16 protein-coding genes are annotated in these 18,780 nt (G+C 60.1%); 6 read left to right on the top strand and 10 right to left on the bottom strand.

The features are described from left to right. Positions 1–154: 154 nt before the first annotated feature. Positions 155–448, top strand: coding sequence for a DUF1652 domain-containing protein (locus HU806_RS04550; protein WP_186610235.1), 294 nt, complete (start codon positions 155–157; stop codon positions 446–448). A 73-nt stretch (positions 449–521) separates the two neighbouring features. Here HU806_RS04550 and HU806_RS04555 read toward each other — a convergent pair whose 3' ends face one another. The 10 genes from HU806_RS04555 to HU806_RS04600 form a co-directional block, all read right to left on the bottom strand. Continuing rightward, complete coding sequence (locus HU806_RS04555) at positions 522–1,460, bottom strand: carbohydrate kinase family protein (RefSeq protein WP_186610236.1); 939 nt, start codon at positions 1,458–1,460, stop codon at positions 522–524. 12 nt (positions 1,461–1,472) lie between these two features. Beyond that, entirely contained in the window at positions 1,473–2,960 is a 1,488-nt protein-coding gene (gene xylB / locus HU806_RS04560) for a xylulokinase (protein ID WP_186610237.1), read from the bottom strand. Positions 2,961–3,159: 199 nt separating this feature from the next. Next, positions 3,160–4,641, bottom strand: coding sequence for a mannitol dehydrogenase family protein (locus HU806_RS04565; RefSeq protein WP_186610238.1), 1,482 nt, complete (start codon positions 4,639–4,641; stop codon positions 3,160–3,162). 16 nt (positions 4,642–4,657) lie between these two features. Next, positions 4,658–5,761: an ABC transporter ATP-binding protein gene (locus HU806_RS04570; RefSeq protein ID WP_186610239.1), complete on the bottom strand. Its 1,104-nt coding sequence runs from the start codon at positions 5,759–5,761 to the stop codon at positions 4,658–4,660. 39 nt (positions 5,762–5,800) lie between these two features. Further along, the gene (locus HU806_RS04575; RefSeq protein ID WP_186610240.1) at positions 5,801–6,631 is read right to left on the bottom strand and encodes a carbohydrate ABC transporter permease; all 831 of its coding nucleotides are present in this window, start codon (positions 6,629–6,631) and stop codon (positions 5,801–5,803) included. Positions 6,632–6,638: 7 nt separating this feature from the next. Further along, on the bottom strand, positions 6,639–7,571 hold the full coding sequence (locus tag HU806_RS04580; RefSeq protein WP_186610241.1) for a carbohydrate ABC transporter permease: 933 nt from the start codon (positions 7,569–7,571) through the stop codon (positions 6,639–6,641). 144 nt (positions 7,572–7,715) lie between these two features. Beyond that, the gene (locus HU806_RS04585) at positions 7,716–9,026 is read right to left on the bottom strand and encodes an ABC transporter substrate-binding protein (protein WP_186610242.1); all 1,311 of its coding nucleotides are present in this window, start codon (positions 9,024–9,026) and stop codon (positions 7,716–7,718) included. Positions 9,027–9,194: 168 nt separating this feature from the next. Beyond that, positions 9,195–10,100, bottom strand: coding sequence for an AraC family transcriptional regulator (locus tag HU806_RS04590; RefSeq protein ID WP_186610243.1), 906 nt, complete (start codon positions 10,098–10,100; stop codon positions 9,195–9,197). 93 nt (positions 10,101–10,193) lie between these two features. Further along, positions 10,194–11,486, bottom strand: coding sequence for a glycosyltransferase (locus HU806_RS04595; protein WP_186610244.1), 1,293 nt, complete (start codon positions 11,484–11,486; stop codon positions 10,194–10,196). A 75-nt stretch (positions 11,487–11,561) separates the two neighbouring features. Next, entirely contained in the window at positions 11,562–11,933 is a 372-nt protein-coding gene (locus tag HU806_RS04600) for a response regulator (protein WP_186610245.1), read from the bottom strand. 259 nt (positions 11,934–12,192) lie between these two features. Here HU806_RS04600 and HU806_RS04605 point away from each other — a divergent pair, with 259 nt between their 5' ends. Genes HU806_RS04605 through HU806_RS04625 form a run of 5 tightly spaced genes read left to right on the top strand, consistent with a single transcriptional unit; the run spans position 12,193 to position 18,709 of the window. Then, positions 12,193–15,669: a response regulator gene (locus HU806_RS04605; protein WP_186610246.1), complete on the top strand. Its 3,477-nt coding sequence runs from the start codon at positions 12,193–12,195 to the stop codon at positions 15,667–15,669. Continuing rightward, entirely contained in the window at positions 15,669–16,484 is an 816-nt protein-coding gene (locus HU806_RS04610) for a CheR family methyltransferase (protein WP_186610247.1), read from the top strand. The genes HU806_RS04605 and HU806_RS04610 overlap by 1 nt, the downstream gene beginning before the upstream one ends. Beyond that, a complete protein-coding gene (locus HU806_RS04615; protein ID WP_186610248.1) occupies positions 16,481–17,068 on the top strand; it encodes a chemotaxis protein CheB in 588 nt (195 codons plus the stop codon). Before HU806_RS04610 ends, HU806_RS04615 begins: the two co-directional genes overlap by 4 nt. Positions 17,069–17,073: 5 nt before the next feature. After that, positions 17,074–18,339, top strand: a complete 1,266-nt coding sequence (locus HU806_RS04620) for a hybrid sensor histidine kinase/response regulator (protein ID WP_186610249.1) — start codon at positions 17,074–17,076, stop codon at positions 18,337–18,339. Beyond that, on the top strand, positions 18,332–18,709 hold the full coding sequence (locus tag HU806_RS04625; protein ID WP_186610250.1) for a response regulator: 378 nt from the start codon (positions 18,332–18,334) through the stop codon (positions 18,707–18,709). The genes HU806_RS04620 and HU806_RS04625 overlap by 8 nt, the downstream gene beginning before the upstream one ends. Positions 18,710–18,780 lie beyond the last annotated feature (71 nt).

Consider the following 18,780-nt stretch of genomic DNA (forward strand, 5'->3'; position numbering starts at 1 on the left):
TTGATACCCGAGTCCGATTGAACGGGCTCCAACACCAGAAAACGCCAAAATGAACGAACGGTAGGGCATTCGTAGTCCAGTCCGAAGGGAAGAATCGGACGAAAATACCCCCGTCGTGAACATAAGTTGGCTGCCTCAACAGGAGAGAGTTGCCATGTTTTTATCTGCCTTGGAAATGCGAAACATCATTGAAAGCAGCCTGCTGCCGAAACGCTCGCAATGCACCTTGTCACCGGATTTGTCGATGACGGTGAAGATTTACGACGACCATGAAACCGATCGTGTGGCACTGGTCAAGACTGATATCGATGCCACCAAGCTCACCGGCTGCCGCGCCATCAATGACCTGATCGCCGAACTGCGCACTGAGCTTGACCACGGGCGTGCTTCCGCAAATCACGCTTCAGGTAACTATTTCCATCAGCAACATCGGATGAGCGGGCGCTAATCACTCCTCGTCCTTGCGGCCTGACGACCGGGTCCGACATCGTTCGAACCCGGCGTGCAGTCTTTGATTGTTGCTAGTCCAGTTCCCGTCGGTAAGGCAGGTCGGGACCGGTTTTGCCGCAGGTCAGCGCAGCGGCGCGCATGGCGAAGTCGAGCATTTGACTGAGCTGTTGCGCTGTCAGCGAATTCAAGCCCTCCACACAATCCAACTGCTGTTCAGTCAGCCAGGCGATCAATGCCGCCTGGAATGTATCGCCCGCGCCTACGGTATCGGCGATCTTGACTGGACAGGCAGCAAGCGACCTGACGCCATGATGACGGCTGAACACCGTCGCGCCGTCGCCGCCACGGGTCAGAAATGCCAGTTGGCAACGATGTTCCAGCCAGCCGCTGATCACTTCATGCGGGTCTCGGTCGGGGTAGAGCAGACCCAGGTCTTCATCGCTGACTTTGATCAGGTCGGCATACTGCACCAACGTGGCGATTCGCGAACGCCACAACTCGATGTCCGGCTGCGGATTGAGCCGCACATTCGGGTCCAGGCTGATCAGGCGCTTGCCGCTTTCGCGTTGCACCAGCGCCAGCAGCGTGTCGGCGACCGGCTGCACCACCAGGGAAAATGAACCGACATGCAAGCCACGCACCTGCGGGCTCAGCGTCGGCAGATGCGCCATGGTCAATAGCCGATCCGCGCAACCCTCACCGCGAAAGCTGTAGTGCGGCGAGCCGTTGGCCCCTACGGCGACCATCGCCAGGGTAGTGGGGGCGTCGAAGTCATGGGTGAATTGCGTGCTGACGCCTTCGTCGGTCAATACCTGTCGCAAGCGTTGGCCGAGGTAGTCGGTGGACAGCCCGGCAAACAATGCCGATTCGATCCCCAGCCGGCGTAACCCTACCGCCACGTTGAACGGCGAGCCGCCGGCAATTGCCTTGAAATTCACTTGGGACGCCGGAGCTCCCGCTTCGTTTGCGCTGAACAGATCAAACAGCGCTTCACCACACACCAGATACATAGTTGCCTGCTCTCAAAGGGTTGCGACGTGTTGCCGATAAAGTTCATAAGCTTGCTGGGACGCCGCGACCTGTTCGGCGACGGGCCGGGTTTCGCTGGCCGGGTCGAGCTTGACGCAACGCTGGCACAGTTCAGCCAGCTGTTCTTGCGCGCCGCCATGGCACCAGGCCGCCTGGATCGCCCCGCCCAGGGCAGCCGCTTCGCTCTGTTCGGTGCAGATGACCGTGATGTCCATGATATCGGCGACGATCTGCCGCCAGACCGGGCTCTTCGAGCCGCCGCCGATCAGGCGAATGCTCTGCGCCTCGAGTCCATTGGCCCTGAGTAGGTCAAGGCCGTAACGCAGGCCGAAGGTCGTGCCTTCGACCACGGCGCGGCACAGATTGGGCCGGGTCAGGTTGGTGGTCGTCAGGCCCAGCAGGCTGCCGGTGGCGTTTGGCAGGGCGGGGACCCGTTCGCCATTGAGGAACGGCAGCATGCAGACGCCTTCGGCACCGATCGGCGCTTGGGTGACCAAGGTATTGAACGTGTCGATGTCCAAGTCCAACAGCTCGCGCAGCGCCCCGGTGGCGTTGGTCAGGTTCATGGTGCAGATCAGCGGTAACCAGCCGCCGCTGGAAGAACAGAACGTTGCCACCGACGCCTGCGGGCTGACCACGGGCTCCGCCGCATAGGCGTACACCGTGCCGGAGGAGCCGAGGCTCATAGTGATCACGCCGGGCTGGATATTGCCCGTGCCGATCGCGCCCATCATATTGTCGCCGCCACCGCTGGCCACCACGGCCTCGGGGTTCAAGCCAAGGTGTGCGGCAATCTGCGGCAGGATCCTGCCGACCGGTTGATGGGCCTCGATCAGTTCCGGCAAGGCCGATAGCAGGCGTCCGCTGGGGTCGATATGTCGCAGCAGCTCCGTGTCCCATTGGCGGCTGCGCACGTTGAAATAACCGGTGCCCGAGGCATCGCCGAATTCGCTGCAATGGCGGCCGGTCAGCCAGTAATTGAGGAAGTCGTGGGGCAGCAGGACGCTGGCGATGCGTTCGAACACCTGCGGATGCTGTTCTTGGGTCCAGAGCAATTTGGATACCGTATAACCCGGAGCGATCACCACGCCGAGACGCTCCAGGGAGCCACTTTCACCGCCGAGGTGCGCCAGGAGTCGATCGTTTTCCGCGGTTGTCTCGGTGTCGCACCACAGCTTGGCCGGGCGCAGGACCTGGCCCTGGTCATCAAGCAGCACCAGGCCATGCTGTTGGCCGGATACGCCGATGCCGATGATCGCCTGGCCATCGACTCCGGCGGCCGACAACGCCTGCCGAGTAGCTTGGGTGAACGCGTCGAGCCATTGCTGGGTGTCTTGTTCGCGACGGCCGTTGGCGCCGCTGATCATGCTGTGGGCTGCGGCGCCCTGGCCGAGTACCTGGCCGCTGATCGCATCCAGGATCAGCGCCTTGGTGCCTTGGGTGCCGCAATCGATGCCCAGGAACAGTTGTTGGTTGGCCATGGAAATCCTCGGATCAGCAGCTTGATTACATTATCGTCAGGGACATGCAACACCTGTGGCGAGGGAGCTTGCTCCCGCTGGGCTGCGCAGCAGCCCCAATCCAGGCAGCGCAGTGAGCCTGACAAACGGGTGTCAGATTCATGGGGTCGCTGCGCAACCCAGCGGGAGCAAGCTCCCTCGCCACGAAAGCGGGTTGCATCTAGCCTTGATCAGCCAGTACCCGCTCAAGCGTCTTGGTCACCCCATGCTCGCGCAAGCTGTTGCAGCACCATTCGAAGGCTGCCACGAATTCAGGCGAACGGGGAATCGCCGTGCCAAAAATTTCTTCAACTTGCAGCACCCGCTGGGTCACCAGCACGTCGTCGGCCACCAGCGCCTGGCAGAACGCCGCTCGTGGGTCGGGAATTGAATAGCTCGCGCCGTTCTCGTCCACGCCCTTCAGATACACCGCCCAGGCCGCCACCACCAGCGCGGCGCGGCGGGTTTCGGCGCCGTCGGCGATCAAGCGGTTAATGGTCGGCACGGTGAATTTCGGAAACTTCGAGGAGCCGTCCGAACAGACCCGCTCCAACTGGTCGGCGATGGCTTGGTTGGAGAAGCGCTCCACCAGGGTATTTTTGTATTCGCTCAGGTCGATGCCCGGCACCGGCGCCAGTTGCGGTGTCACATCCAGGTCCATGTAGGCGCGCATGTAGCGCACGAACAGCGGGTCGTTCATCGTTTCATGGACGAAGCGATAGCCCTTCAGAAATCCCAGGTAGGTCAAGGCGAGATGGGATCCGTTGAGCAGCTTGATCTTCATCTCTTCATAAGGCGAAACGTCATCGGTGAACTGCACCCCGACCTTTTCCCAAGCTGGGCGACCGCTGACGAATTTGTCTTCCAGCACCCACTGCACAAAGGGCTCGCAGACCACCGGCCAGGCGTCATCGATGCCATGTTCGTCATGCAGCTGCAAACGATGGGCGCTGCTGGTCATCGGCGTGATCCGATCAACCATGGCGTTGGGGAAGCTTACGTTCTGGTCGATCCACCGTCCCAGCTCAGGGTCACGCAGGGCGGCGAAGGCCAGCAGCGCCTTGCGGGTGACCGCACCGTTGTGGGGCAGGTTGTCGCAGGACATCAGGGTGAACGCCGGCGTCCCCAAGGCTCGGCGCTTGGCCAGGGCCGCGCAGAGGAAGCCGAACACCGTGGTCGGCTGGTCCGGATGGGCCAGGTCGTGCTGGATCTGCGGCAGGTGGGCCATGAACTCGCCGTTGCTGTCGTCGATGCAGTAACCGCCCTCGGTGATGGTCAACGAGACAATGCGGATCTGCGGGTCGGCCAGTTTGTCGATCAGCGCACGGGCGCCGTCTTCGGCCAGCAGCATGTCGGCGATGGCGCCGATCACCCGCACTTCGGTGTCATCGGTGTCGCCCAGTTCGAAGAGGGTGAACAGGTAATCCTGGCCGGCCAGGTCGTCCCGGGCGCGGCGGTCCTCGGCCCGCAGGCCGACGCCGCAGATGGCCCAGTCAAGGCCTTCGCCGGTGTTCATCAGTGCATCGGTGTAATACGCCTGGTGCGCACGGTGGAAACCGCCGACGCCGATGTGGACGATGCCCTGGCGACGGTCGCTCAGGTTATAGGCGGGTAGGGCGACCTCGGGCTTGAGGTTGTGCAGGTTCTGTCGGTTGAGTTTCATCGCAAAATCTCGGCAATCAGGCGGCAGCACGCAGGGCGCGGGAGACCGCTACGCCTTCGGCATCGAATAAATGGCAGTGTTCGGCGTCCAGGTGCAGATCCAGTTGCTCGCCGAAACGGCTCGCCAGGTCGCCGCGCACTCGCATCGTCAAGGCTTCGCCGGACGCGGTGACGACGTGGCAGAAGGTGTCGCTGCCCAGCCGTTCGCTGACATCGGCGGTAACCCGCAGCGTGCAATCGCCCGGTTGCGCCAGGTTCAGGTGTTCCGGGCGAATACCCAAAGTTACTGCGCCGCCAACGCTCAGGTTGGCACCGCTCAACGGCAGGCTGATCCGCGTCCCGGCGTCCAGCAGGACTTCGCAACCCTGGCCGTCCAGTGCGGTGACCTTGCCCTTGAGGAAACCCATTTTTGGCGTGCCGAGGAACCCGGCCACGAAGAGGTTGGCGGGCTGGTGATACAGGTCCAGCGGCGAGCCGACCTGTTCGATGCGCCCACCATTGAGCACCACCACTTTGTCGGCCAGGGTCATGGCTTCAACCTGGTCGTGGGTTACGTAGATCATGGTCGCCTGCAGCTCTTTGTGCAGGCGCGCCAGTTCCAGGCGCATCTGCACGCGCAGGGCGGCGTCGAGGTTGGACAGCGGTTCGTCGAACAGGAAAATTTTCGGGTTGCGCACGATGGCTCGGCCAATGGCCACGCGTTGGCGCTGGCCGCCGGACAATTGCTTGGGTTTGCGCTCCAGCATCGGCCCCAGCTCGAGGATGCGCGCCGCTTCGTTGACTTTCTTCTCGACCTCGGCCTTGGGTACGCCGGCCAGGTCCAACGCGAAGGACATGTTCTTGCGCACGCTCATGTGCGGGTACAGGGCATAGGTCTGGAACACCATCGCCAGGTCGCGCTTGGCCGGGCTGACTTCGGTGATGTCCCGGCCGTCCAGTTCGATGGTGCCGTCGCTGACTTCTTCGAGGCCGGCAATCAGCCGCAGCAAGGTGGATTTGCCACAGCCGGACGGGCCGACAAAGACCACGAACTCGCGGTCGTTCACTTCAAGGTCGATGCCCTTGATGATGGAGAAGCCTTCGAAGCCTTTTTGCAGATTCTTGATTTTCAGATTGGCCATGATGATGGGCCTCCGCTTCTGATGACTGTGTAGGGCGCGTTACTTCACCGCGCCGAAGGACAAACCGCGTACCAGCTGTTTCTGGCTGATCCAGCCGAAGATCAGGATCGGCGCGCAGGCCAGGGTCGAGACGGCCGACAATTTGGCCCAGAACAAACCTTCCGGACTGGAGTAAGAGGCAATCAGCGCTGTCAGTGGCGCGGCTTTGGATGAGGTGAGGTTCAGCGACCAGAACGCCTCGTTCCAGCACAGGATCAGCGACAACAACACGGTGGAAGCGAGGCCGCCCTTGGCGATCGGCAGCAGCACGCGGACCATCTCCTGCCAGAGCGTGGCGCCATCCAGGCGCGCGGCTTCGAGGATGTCGCGGGGAATGTCCTTGAAGTAGGTGTAAATCATCCAGACCACGATCGGCAGGTTGATCAGCGTGTAGATGATGATCAGCGCAATGCGCGTGTCCAACAGGCCAAAGCTCTTGGCCAGCAAATAGATCGGCATCAGCACGCCCACCGGTGGCAGCATCTTGGTGGAGAGCATCCACAGCAAGGTGCCCTTGGTGCGCTGGGTTTCGTAGAACGCCATGGAGTAGGCTGCCGGCACCGCGATCAACAGGCAAAGGGCAGTGGCGCTGAAGGAAATCACCACCGAGTTCCAGGCGAAGCTGAAGTAGTTGCTGCGCTCGTTGATGTGCAGGTAGTTCTCCAGCGTCGGCATGAAGATGAACTGCGGCGGCGTGGCGAACGCATCGATTTCGGTCTTGAAGCTGGTCAGCACCATCCAGAAGATCGGAAAGAAGATCAGGATCGCGATGGCCCAGGCCAGCGTGCCCAGCAGCAGGCTTTGCAGGCGACGGGATTGTTGAAGAGTCATGGCGGCCTCAATTTTTGTCGGTGAGGTTTTTGCCGATCATCCGCACGAGGATGATGGCGGCGATGTTGGCGATCACCACGGCGATCAAACCACCGGCCGACGCCATGCCGACGTCGAACTGCACCAACGCCTGGTTGTAGATCAGGTAGGCGAGGTTGGTCGATGCGTAGCCGGGACCGCCGTTGGTGGTGGTGAAGATCTCGGCGAACACCGACAGCAGGAAAATCGTCTCGATCATCAGCACCACGGCGATAGGACGCGCCAGGTGCGGCAGGGTCAGGTGCCAGAAGATCGCGATCGGGCCGGCACCGTCGAGGCGCGCGGCTTCTTTCTGTTCCTGGTCGAGTGACTGCATGGCGGTCATCAGGATCAGGATCGCGAAGGGCAGCCATTGCCACGACACGATGATGATGATCGACAGCAGCGGGTAATGCGCCAGCCAGTCCACCGGCTGCGCGCCGAACAGTTTCCAGACCGAGGCGAGGATTCCGGAGACCGGGTGGAAAATCAGGTTTTTCCAGATCAGCGCGCCCACGGTCGGCATGATGAAGAACGGCGAGATCAGCAACACCCGCACGATCCCACGACCGAAAAACTCACTGGCTTCCAGCAGCGCGCTGATCAACACACCAAGCACGATACTGATCAACAACACGCTGCCCACCAGCAGCAGGGTGTTGGTGGCGCCGGGCATGAAGCCCGAGTCGGTCAGGAAGTAGGTGAAGTTCTCCAGCCCGACGAATTGGTTTTCGCCGGGGTAGAGCAGGTTGTAGCGGATCGTCGAGAAGTAGACGGTCATGCCCAGCGGCACGATCATCCACAGCAGCAACAAGGCGACCGAAGGGCTGACCAGGAACCAGCCGGGGTTTGCCACACGGACCTTGCGTGTCGGCGGGGCTATTTCGATGGGGGCTTTGACTGTCGTTGTCGAGGTATTCATGAGTGCTTACTCTTATGCGACGCATTCCCTGTGGAGAGGAAGCTTGCTTGCGCTGGACCGCGCAGCGGGCCTATGCCGACAGGCAATCCTTCTGCCCGCCAGCGGGAGCAAGCTCCCTCGCCACAAATGGATGTCTACAGGTCTTTACTTGGGATACCCGGCGCGCTTCATTTCCCGCTCTGTGGTGGACTGCGCGGCGGTCAACGCCTGGTCCACGGTCTGCTGGCCGGTCAGCGCGCCCGAGAAGAATTTGCCTACCTGGGTGCCGATGGCCTGGAATTCGGGAATGGTCACCAGTTGAATGCCGATGTAGGGCACGGGCTTGAGCGTTGGAGCCTTCGGGTCGGCGACCTTCAACGATTCCAGCGTCACCTTGGCAAACGGCGCGGCCTTCATGTACTCGTCGCTGTAGGTCGAGGCGCGGGTGCCCGGTGGTACGTTGGCAATGCCGTCGGTCTTGGCGACCAGTTGGCCGTACTCCTTGGACGTCGCCCAAGTGGTAAAGACCTTGGCCGCTTCCTTGGCTTTGGAGCTGGTCGGGATCGCCAGCGACCAGGAGTACATCCACGAGGTGCCCTTATCGGTTTTTTCGTGGGGAGCGAAGGTGAATCCAACGTTGTCGGCAACCTTGCTCTGGGTCTTGTCGGTGACGAACGAACCGGCGACGCTGGCATCGACCCAGATCGCGCATTTGCCGCTGTTGAACAGCGCCAGGTTTTCATTGAAACCGTTGCTGGAGGCGCCCGGCGGGCCGGATTTCTTCATGTTGTCGACGTAGAAGTTCAGTGCGTCTTTCCACTCTGGCCCATTGAATTCGGGCTGCCACTTCTCATCGAACCAGCGCGCGCCATAACCGTTGGCCAGGGTGGTAATGAGCGCCATGTTCTCGCCCCAACCGGCTTTGCCCCGCAGGCATAGGCCATATTGTTCCTTGGATTTGTCGGTGAGCTTTCCTGCGAACTCACCGATCTGGGTCCATGTTGGGTGTTCGGGCATGGTCAGCCCGGCGTTCTTGAACAGGTCGGTGCGGTAATAGGTGATCGAGCTTTCAGCGTAGAACGGCAGGGCGTACAGCGAACCCTTGACGGACAAGCCATCGCGCACCGAAGGGAAAACGTCGTCCAGGTCGTAGGAGGCCGGCAAATCCTTCATCGGTTCCAGCCAGCCCTTGGCGCCCCAGAGTGCAGCTTCGTACATGCCGATCGTCAGCACGTCGAACTGTCCGCCCTGGGTGGCGATGTCGGTGGTCAGGCGTTGACGCAGCACGTTTTCTTCAAGCACCACCCAGTTCAGCGTGATGTCCGGGTGTTCGGCCTCGAAGGTTTTCGAGAGCTTTTGCATGCGGATCATGTCGCTGTTGTTGACGGTGGCAATGGTCAGGGTTTGCGCGCCGAAACTGACGCTGCTGAGGGTCATGCAGGTGGATACAAGCAGAGCTTTTACCGAAGGTTTCATCGCGCACTCCTTTTCCGCGCCCACGGGCTGCAGAAGGACAGTTATTGTTTTTGTGTCTTCCGGATGAGAGGAAGAATGTGCGCTGATTACAGCCCTCTATGGACGGCGTGACAAATCATCCGTCGCACTTTTACTGATACTTTTTTGCACTGGATCACGAAAAAGATCTCAGCCCTGGTTCTGCTCGGTCAACCGCTGCACCGCCAGGCGCCGGTAGTGGGAGGGGGTCATGCCCTTGAGTTGCTGGAAGCGTCGGTTGAAGTTGGAAATATTGTTGAAGCCCGACTCGAAACACACATCGGTCACCGGTTTGTCGCCGTCGGCCAGCAGTTCGCAGGATTTGCTGATACGCAGTCGATTGACGAATTCGATGAAGCAGCGGCCGGTGGCTTGCTTGAAGACTCGGCTGAAATAGGTGGGTTTCATGCCCAGGTGCTCGGCGACTTCTTCCAGGGGCAATTCTCGGGCGTAGTGGGCAAAGATGTAATCCACCGCCCGGTTGGTACGGTCGATGCTGTGTTCGTCCGCCGCCTGTGGCGTGGTGGCGCCGGACAGCAATTGGTAATCATCGCAGGCCGCCAGCAACTCCATCAGGATGAAAAAATAGCCCAGTCGGCTCATGCCGTGGGCGTCGGCGATGCGTTGCATCAAGGTCATGGCCTGGCGGATGGTGCGCTTGCAGCGAAACTCGATGCCGTGCTGGGCACGCTCGAGCAGCGGGGCAAGGGTTTTCAGCTCGGCAAACACCTGATTGCCGCTTTCGAACAGCTCATCGGTGAAGTTCACCAGCATGTCGCGCTTGGGCACCACTTCGTCCTCGGCCACCTGGCTGATCCAGTTATGGGGCAGGTTGGGGCCGGTGAGGAACAGGGACTGCGGGGAAAAATTGCCGATGTAGTCGCCGATGAAGACCTTGCCCGAACTGGCAACGATCAGGTGCAGCTCGTATTCCTTGTGGAAATGCCAGCGCACCAGCGGGCAGGGGAAACCGTGCTGGCGATAGATGATGGACAGCCCGTTGTGGTCGTCCATCAACTCGTAGGAGGGATCGGTGACTCTCGCTGTTCGGGTCATGGGCCTGGCGCTTTTGTTGTTATCGCCGCTGATAATGCCCCCTAAGCCCGGCAGGTTCCAGCCCCGTCGCCGGTTGCTTGAAGCCGCCGGCGATCAACTGTTGCGGTTTTTTTCCTCGATCCACTGGGCCATGTACTGGGTGCTCTTGTGTTGATGATGGCGGAGCATGCTGCCGGTGAAGTTGTCCCGGCGCCGCCGCGTAAGATCGGCGCGGCAGGCCTTGATGCTGTCAATCAACGCCGGGCCGTGGATGTCTCTGCGAAAACGCTCCGCGAGCAAGGCCTGTCCCGCAACCTGGGAAGCGGCCCAACGCGTCGGGTCGCTGTACAACTGCACGGCGGCATTGGCGATGTCTGCGGCACTTTGCGCAATGTCCCCGGGCCAAGGCATGCCGCCGTGCATGGCCTCGGCGCCGATGGGGGTGGTAACGCTGGGCGTTCCGCACAGCATGGCTTCGATCAGTTTGCCCTTGATGCCTGCGCCGAAACGCAATGGCGCCAGGCAGATGCGTGCCGCCGACATTACCTGCAAGGCATCTTCCGCCCAGTTCATGATGTGGAATCCCTGCGCCGGATTATGCAGTGCCGCCGCCTTGGGCGGGGTATAGGCGCCATAGAGATGCAGTTGCGCGCCGGGCAATCGCTGGCGAATCAGCGGCCAGACGGCATGTTTCATCCAGAGCACGGCGTCCCAGTTCGGCGCATGGCGGAAGTTGCCAATGCTGAGGAAATGCGCCCGGTCTTCGAAGGGTGCGCAGGGGGTGTCGGGCAGATCCAGCATCAACGGGCACCAGAGCAACAATTGGCGGGGCACCTTGAAGTGTTCTACCAACAGTTCGATCTCGACCTCAGACACCATCAGGTTCAGGTCGCAACGATACAGGGCGGCGATTTCCCGCTTGGCCAGGTCGGTGTCGGCCATCAGCTCGAATTCCTCGCGCAGCGCCGGAGCGAACAGGTCGCTGAAATCCTGGGACGACTCGTCGGCTTTCAAGCGATCCTTCAAGCGTTGATGCCGGGCGTGACGCAGGCTTTGCAGGTCGGACGTTTCCAAGACACGCAGGGCGTCCGGGCAGTGTTTTTCGACCCTCCAGCCGAACTGTTCTTCCATCATGAACTGGTCGAACAGGACGATGTCCGGCGCGCACTCGGTTATGAAAGTATCAAAGCTGCTGTTATTGAGTTCGATCGGCACTTCGCGAATGCCCAAGGCGAGCAGATCGGCGCGGTTTTCGCCGGGCTTGGCCGGGCTGCTGAAAGTAATCTCCCAGCCTTCGCCGAGAAACGCTTCCAGTAGCTGCATGACATGTCCGCCGGCCGCCGATGAGCGTGGCTCGGGCCAGACATAGCCGATGACCAGGACCTTGGTGGCGATGGGGTGAGACATGACGGGCATTCCTTGGTGCGGATCAGGCGCAGTCGGCGCGCGGGGCGCCGATAGTGACCAAGAACGCGCCCGGGCTCAAGAAAGAACGCTTTTGACCTTGTCGCGCAACTGGTCAATGGAGAAGGGCTTGCCGATCACCGACATGCCTTCAGGCACATCGATGCTCTCGGCGTAACCGCTGGCGAACAGGATCGGTAGCTCGGGACGCAGGATGCGGGCCTGTTTCGCCAATTCGCGGCCGTCCATGACCGGCAGGCCGACGTCCGTCATCATCAGGGCGATGGACTTGGCTTCATCGCGCAGAAACTCAAGCGCCTGCTCGCAGCCGTCAGCTTCCAAAACCTTGTATTCCAGTTCTTCCAGCACATCGACAATCAACATGCGCACGATGTCGTCGTCTTCGACTACCAGGATGGTGGAGGGGGTGTCAGAAGCGGGGACGGGCATAATAGACTTCTCGGAAGATGGAATCGGTAGGGGCGCGGCAAAAAGCAGCCGTATGCATGAGTAAGTTTCGAGACGCCACAAGTTCCCGAAGCTGTACAAGAAAGGATCTATAGTACAAGAGCTGACAAGGATAGTCGCATCCTTACACCCCTGGTCTGTCGCCATGGAATTTGCGTCCTTGAGTTGTCAGAAATGTGGATCCAGCCCAGGTTTTTGGGCACACTCCATGACTTTCAACTGTCCACCAAGGCCTTTTTCCATGACTCCTTCGTCTTCGGTTGACGAGCAAAGTTTTCGCAAGCTCCTGGCCCGCAACATCAGCCTGCCTTTAGGCATGGGCGCACTCAGCGCCGTGTTTTTCATTGTGCTGATCACTTATCTGCTATCGGTGATCCAGTGGGTCGGGCACACCGATCGGGTGATCAATAACGCCAATGAAGCGCTCAAACTGAGTGTCGACCTGGAAACCGGCATGCGCGGCTACCTGTTGAGCGGCGACGAGCATTTTCTCGATCCTTATGAAGTTGCCAAGCCAAGGATCGCCGTGGCGCTGGATACATTGTTGGAATTGACAGCCGACAACCCAGTGCAGACCGATCGTTTGCACAGGATCCAAGCGCTGCAAGTGGAGTGGGCCAATTACGCCCAGAGCATGATCGACCTGCAGCGCAGCAGTGGCGATTACCGGGGCGCGGTCAAGGCCGGGCGTGGCAAGCGGCTGACGGATGAGATACGCAAGACGTTCGAGGACGTCGTCGAAACCGAGCAGCAATTGCGCGCCGAACGCAACGACCAGGTGCGCACCACCACGATCTGGAGCATTGCCCTGTATCTGCTGTTTGTCGCCGCTATCAGTGGGCTGCTGGCCTATGTCGGCCGCCGCGACCTGCTGACCTTGTCCGGGAATTACAGCGCAAGCCTGAAAGTCCAGCAGCAAAGTGCCTTGCGCCTGGAGAAACAGGCCTGGTTGCGCAACGGCCAGACGCAGTTGGCCGAGCAGGTCCTTGGCCAGCTGAGCTTGAATCTGTTGGGGCGCAACATCCTGCAGTTCTGCGCCCAATACATGGGCACGGTGGTTGCGGCGCTTTATGCTCGGGAAGAAAACGGCACTCTCAGGCGCATTGCCACCTACGGCATGTCCCGGGAGGACGACGAACAGGAGCAAATGATCTTCGATGGCGAAGGCATCGTCGGACAGGCCGTGCGCCAAGGCCGTCTGATCCGCCTGGATGAAGTGCCGAACGACTATCTCAAGGTCAGCTCCGGGCTCGGCCAAGGTTTGCCCAATAGCGTGTTGGTGATGCCTACCCGTGACGACGATCGGATCAATGGGGTCATTGAGCTGGGTTTCCTGCGGTCGCTGACCGAGCGCGATCTTGAACTGCTGGAACTGATTGCCGGCAACATCGGCACGTCCATCGAAGCGGCCCGTTATCGCCAGCGCCTACAGGAAGTGCTGGCCGAGACACAGCAATTGAACGAAGAGCTGCAAGTGCAGCAGGAAGAGCTCAAGACCGCCAACGAGGAGCTCGAGGAGCAGTCACGTATCCTCAAGGAATCCCAGGCTCACCTGGAAGCCCAGCAACAGGAGCTGGAGCAGACCAACGAGCAATTGGCCGAGCAGCGCGACGCCATGGACCAGAAAAACAGCGAGTTGAACCTGGCGCAGATCCAGTTGCAGGAGCGCGCCGAGGAACTGCAACGTTCAAGCAAGTACAAATCCGAATTCCTGGCCAACATGTCCCATGAGCTGCGCACGCCGCTCAACAGTTCGCTGATCCTCTCCAAACTGCTGGCGGAGAACCCGCACAACAACCTCAGTGAGGAACAGGTCAAGTTCGCCGAATCGATCTATTCCGCTGGCAATGACCTGCTGAACCTGATCAACGACATCCTCGATATTTCCAAGGTCGAGGCCGGGAAACTCGAAGTGCGCCCGGAGAACACCAGCGTGCCGCGCCTGGTGGAAGGGCTCCAGGATATGTTCAAGCCGCTGACGGCTGAAAAGGGCCTGGCGTTTGAAGTGCAGGTAATGCCGGACGCGCCGCCGATGCTGTACACCGATCGCCAGCGTCTTGAGCAAGTGCTCAAGAACCTGCTGTCCAACGCGGTGAAGTTCACCGAGCACGGCTCTGTCATGCTTTCGGTGACCGGCCAGCCAGGTTCGGGTATCGCGTTCATGGTCCGTGATTCGGGAATTGGCATTGCGGCCGATCAGCAGCAGAGTATTTTCGAGGCGTTCCGCCAGGCAGATGGCACCACCAATCGCCGCTATGGTGGCACCGGGTTGGGCCTGTCGATTTCCCGGGACCTGGCAGCCTTGCTTGGCGGTTCGATCTCGGTTGTCAGCGAGCCGGGGCAGGGCAGCGTATTCACACTGGTATTGCCCGAGCGTTATGTCGAGCCCGGCGAGGCCCCCGTGGAGCCAAGGATGTTCGCCCCAGCGACGACCGCGCCAGCGCCAGCCCATGTGCCGACCCCCGTGTTGGTCGCTGAAGTGGACCCGCCAGTCCCGCAATTCGCGGACGACCGCGACAAGGCGCCTTTCGAGACTCGCTGCATCCTGGTCATTGAAGACGAACCCAAGTTCGCCCGGATCCTGTTCGACCTCGCCCACGAGCTCGGTTACCAATGCCTGGTGGCCCATGGCGCCGACGAGGGATTTGACCTGGCCCTGCAACTGAGTCCCGACGCGATCCTGTTGGACATGCGCCTGCCGGATCACTCCGGGTTGACCGTGTTGCAGCGCCTCAAGGAACAAGCCCAGACCCGGCACATTCCGGTGCACATCATCTCCGTTGAAGACCGCGTCGAAGCGGCCATGCACATGGGCGCCATCGGTTATGCCGTCAAGCCGACGACCCGGGAAGAGCTCAAGGATGTTTTCGCCCGTCTGGAAGCCAAGCTGACCCAGAAGGTCAAGCGGGTGCTGCTGGTGGAAGACGATGACCTGCAGCGCGAGAGCATTACCCGCCTGATCGGCGACGATGACATCGAAATCACCGCCGTCGGCCTGGCGCAGCAAGCCCTGGAACTGCTGCGCACCAATGTCTACGACTGCATGATCATCGACCTCAAGTTGCCGGACATGCTCGGCAACGACCTGCTCAAGCGCATGTCCAGCGAGGAGATCTGTTCGTTCCCGCCGGTGATTGTCTACACCGGGCGCAACTTGACCCGCGATGAAGAAGCCGAGCTGCGCAAATATTCGCGCTCGATCATCATCAAGGGCGCACGCTCGCCGGAGCGCCTGCTGGACGAGGTCACACTCTTTCTGCACAAAGTCGAATCCCGGTTGTCCCATGAAAGGCAGCGCATGCTCCAGACAGCCCGCAGCCGGGACAAGGTGTTCGAAGGCCGCAAAGTGCTACTGGTGGATGACGACGTGCGCAACATTTTCGCCCTGACCAGCGCCCTCGAGGCCAAAGGAGCGGTCGTCGTCATTGGCCGTAACGGATACGAGGCGATCGAGCGCCTGAACGAGGTAGAAGACATCGACTTGGTACTGATGGACGTGATGATGCCCGAGATGGATGGCTTTGAAGCTACCGCGCTGATCCGCAAGGATCCACGCTGGCGCAAACTGCCGATCATCGCCGTGACGGCCAAGGCCATGAAGGATGACCAGGAACGCTGCCTGGCGGCCGGCTCCAACGACTACCTGGCCAAGCCGATCGACCTGGATCGCCTGTTTTCACTGATTCGCGTGTGGTTACCCAATATGGAAAGAATTTAGTGGAACGTAACACCGACATTGAACTTCGTTTATTGATCGAAGCGATCTACCTGAAGTACAGCTATGATTTTCGCGATTACTCTGGCGCTTCGATCAAGCGCCGGGTCTTGCATGCGTTGAGCCAGTTCGATTGCAAGACCATCTCTGCCTTGCAAGAGCGGGTGCTGCACGACCCCGGCGCGTTCATGCAGTTGCTGCAACTGCTGACGATTCCCGTCAGCGAGATGTTTCGCGATCCCGGGCACTTCCTGGCGATACGCGAAGAAGTCGTGCCACTGCTCAAGACCTACCCGTCGATCAAGATCTGGATCGCCGGTTGCAGCACCGGTGAAGAGGTCTATTCCATGGCGATCCTGCTGCGCGAAGAGGGCCTGCTGGACCGCACGCTCATTTACGCCACGGACATCAATCCGCGCTCTTTGGAAAAAGCCAAGCAGGGCATTTTTTCCCTGGAGAACGTCAGGGCCTACACCCAGAATTACCAGCTTGCCGGAGGACGGCGTTCGTTTGCCGATTACTACACGGCGGCCTACGATTACGCCATGTTCGATAAAACCCTGCGCCAGAACGTGACCTTCGCCGATCACAGCCTTGCGACGGACAGTGTGTTTTCCGAAACGCAGTTGATTTCATGTCGTAACGTATTGATCTATTTCAACAAAAAGCTGCAAGATCGCGCCTTTGGCCTTTTTCACGAGTCCCTCTGCCATCGTGGCTTCCTGGTACTGGGGAGCAAGGAAACACTCGACTTTTCGGCATTCGGCAAGCAGTTCGAACCGTTGGTCAAACAGGAACGGATCTATCGCAAGTTATGAATCCAGTGACGGACAGATCCAGGCCCCTGATCGAGGCCATCGTCGTCGGCGCATCCGCCGGGGGCGTCGAAGCGCTGCTTAAAATCTTCAGCCCGCTGCGCAGGGGCTTTCGCGTGCCCATCCTGGTGGTGTTGCATTTGCCCGATGAGCGCAATAGCCAGCTGGCCCAGGTATTGCGTCATCGCCTTGCGGTACCGGTGGAGGAAGCTCAGGACAAGCAGGACATCAGCCCGGGAACCTTGTATGTCGCGACGCCTGGTTATCATTTGTCGGTCGAAGCTGACCGCAGCCTGTCGTTAAGCCTGGAGGACCCGGTACACCATTCGCGACCGTCAATCGATGTGTTGTTCGAGTCGGCGGCCGATGTCTACGGTCCCGACCTGCTGGCGGTGGTACTGACCGGCGCGAACAGCGACGGGGCCCGTGGCCTGGCCGAGGTCAAGGCGCAGGGCGGCCTTACGATTGTCCAGGACCCGGAGGAGGCGCAGATTTCCACCATGCCCGAAGCGGCGCTCAGCTTGCATGAGCCCGACCACATCCTAACTTTGCAGGGCATCGGCCAGTTACTGGCCGGGCTGGAATGAACCACATGCCAAGAGATATTCAAGCCAAACTGCTGATCGTCGACGATCTGCCTGAGAATCTGTTGGCCCTGGAAGCGCTGATCAAGCGCGACGATCGCCAAGTCTTCAAGGCGTTATCGGCCGATGAAGCGCTGTCCCTGCTTTTGCAGCATGACTTTGCCTTGGCAATCATCGATGTGCAGATGCCGGGCATGAACGGCTTCGAACTGGCCGAACTGATGCGCGGTACGGAAAAGACCCGCAGCATTCCCATTATTTTCGTCAGCGCCGCCGGCCGCGAGCGCAACTACGCGTTCACCGGTTATGAAAATGGCGCGGTGGATTTCCTGCACAAGCCGCTGGACACCCACGCGGTCAAAAGCAAGGTCAACGTCTTCGTCGAGCTTTATCGACAGCGCAAGGCAATGAAGGAGCAAGTGATTGCCCTCGAGCAGAGCCGTCGGGAGCAGGAGCAGTTGCTCGAGGAGTTGCAAGCTACCCGCAGCGAGCTTGAGCAGGCGGTGCGCATGCGTGACGACTTCATGTCGATCGTCGCCCATGAGGTGCGTACGCCACTCAATGGCCTGATCCTCGAAACGCAGCTGCGCAAGATGCATCTGGCGCGGGACAACGCAGCGGCGTTCACTTTGGATAAGGTGAAGGCGATGGTGGAGCGCGATGAACGCCAGATCAAAAGCCTGATCCGCTTGATCGAGGACATGCTGGACGTCTCTCGCATTCGAACCGGCAAGCTGTCCATTCGTCCGACCCGCTTCAACTTGACGGCATTGGTGCAAAACCTGGTCCGCAACTTCCAGCCGCAGATCGCCGCCGCCGAATGCACGCTGAGCTGCACGGCTGAACCGTTGGTAGAAGGGCACTGGGATGAGTTCCGCATCGAGCAGGTGGTGTCGAATCTGCTGACGAATGCACTGCGCTATGGCAGCAAGAGTCCAATTGATGTGCGCGTCTACAAGACGCCCGACCATGCTTGCGTCGAAGTCCAGGACCAGGGCATCGGCATCAGCGAAGAGAATCAGAAGCGTATCTTCCAGCAGTTCGAACGGGTTTCCTCCAAGGCCGCCACTGCGGGCCTTGGGTTGGGCTTGTTCATATCCGAACAGATTGTTACCGCCCATGGCGGCAGCATCACGGTCGATAGCCGCCTCAACGAAGGGGCGTTGTTTCGCGTTTGTCTGCCTTTACAGAAAACTGGCGAACGGACGCAACCTCTGAGTGACCCCAGGGTCGTATCAGCAGCTATTGATCCAACAAAGGCTTCTCATGAGTGAAGATGCGCAAGACGTTGTTCTGATCGTCGAGGATGACCCCTCGATCCTGATGGTGCTGTCGGCTTACCTGTCCGGCGAAGGCTATCGCGTGCTGCAGGCCGAAAACGGTGAGCAGGCTTTCGAGATTCTCGCGAGCAAGCCTCATCTGGACATGATGATTACCGACTTCCGCCTGCCCGGCGGAATTTCCGGCGTGCAGATCGCCGAGCCCGCGGTGAGGTTGCGTCCGGACCTGAAGGTCATCTTCATCAGCGGTTACGCCCAGGAAGTGCGCGAGACCGACAGCCCGATCACCCGCAAGGCGCCGATCCTGGACAAACCGTTTGACCTGGATGTGCTGCAGAAAATCATGCAGCGGATGTTGTCCTAGGCCAACCCGGACGACTCATGTGGCGAGGAGCAAGCTCTCTCGCCACATGGACACCTGGGCCAACCGACCCA

Source organism: Pseudomonas sp. SWRI154, from assembly GCF_014268645.1.
GTDB classification, from domain to species: domain Bacteria; phylum Pseudomonadota; class Gammaproteobacteria; order Pseudomonadales; family Pseudomonadaceae; genus Aquipseudomonas; species Aquipseudomonas marvdashtae.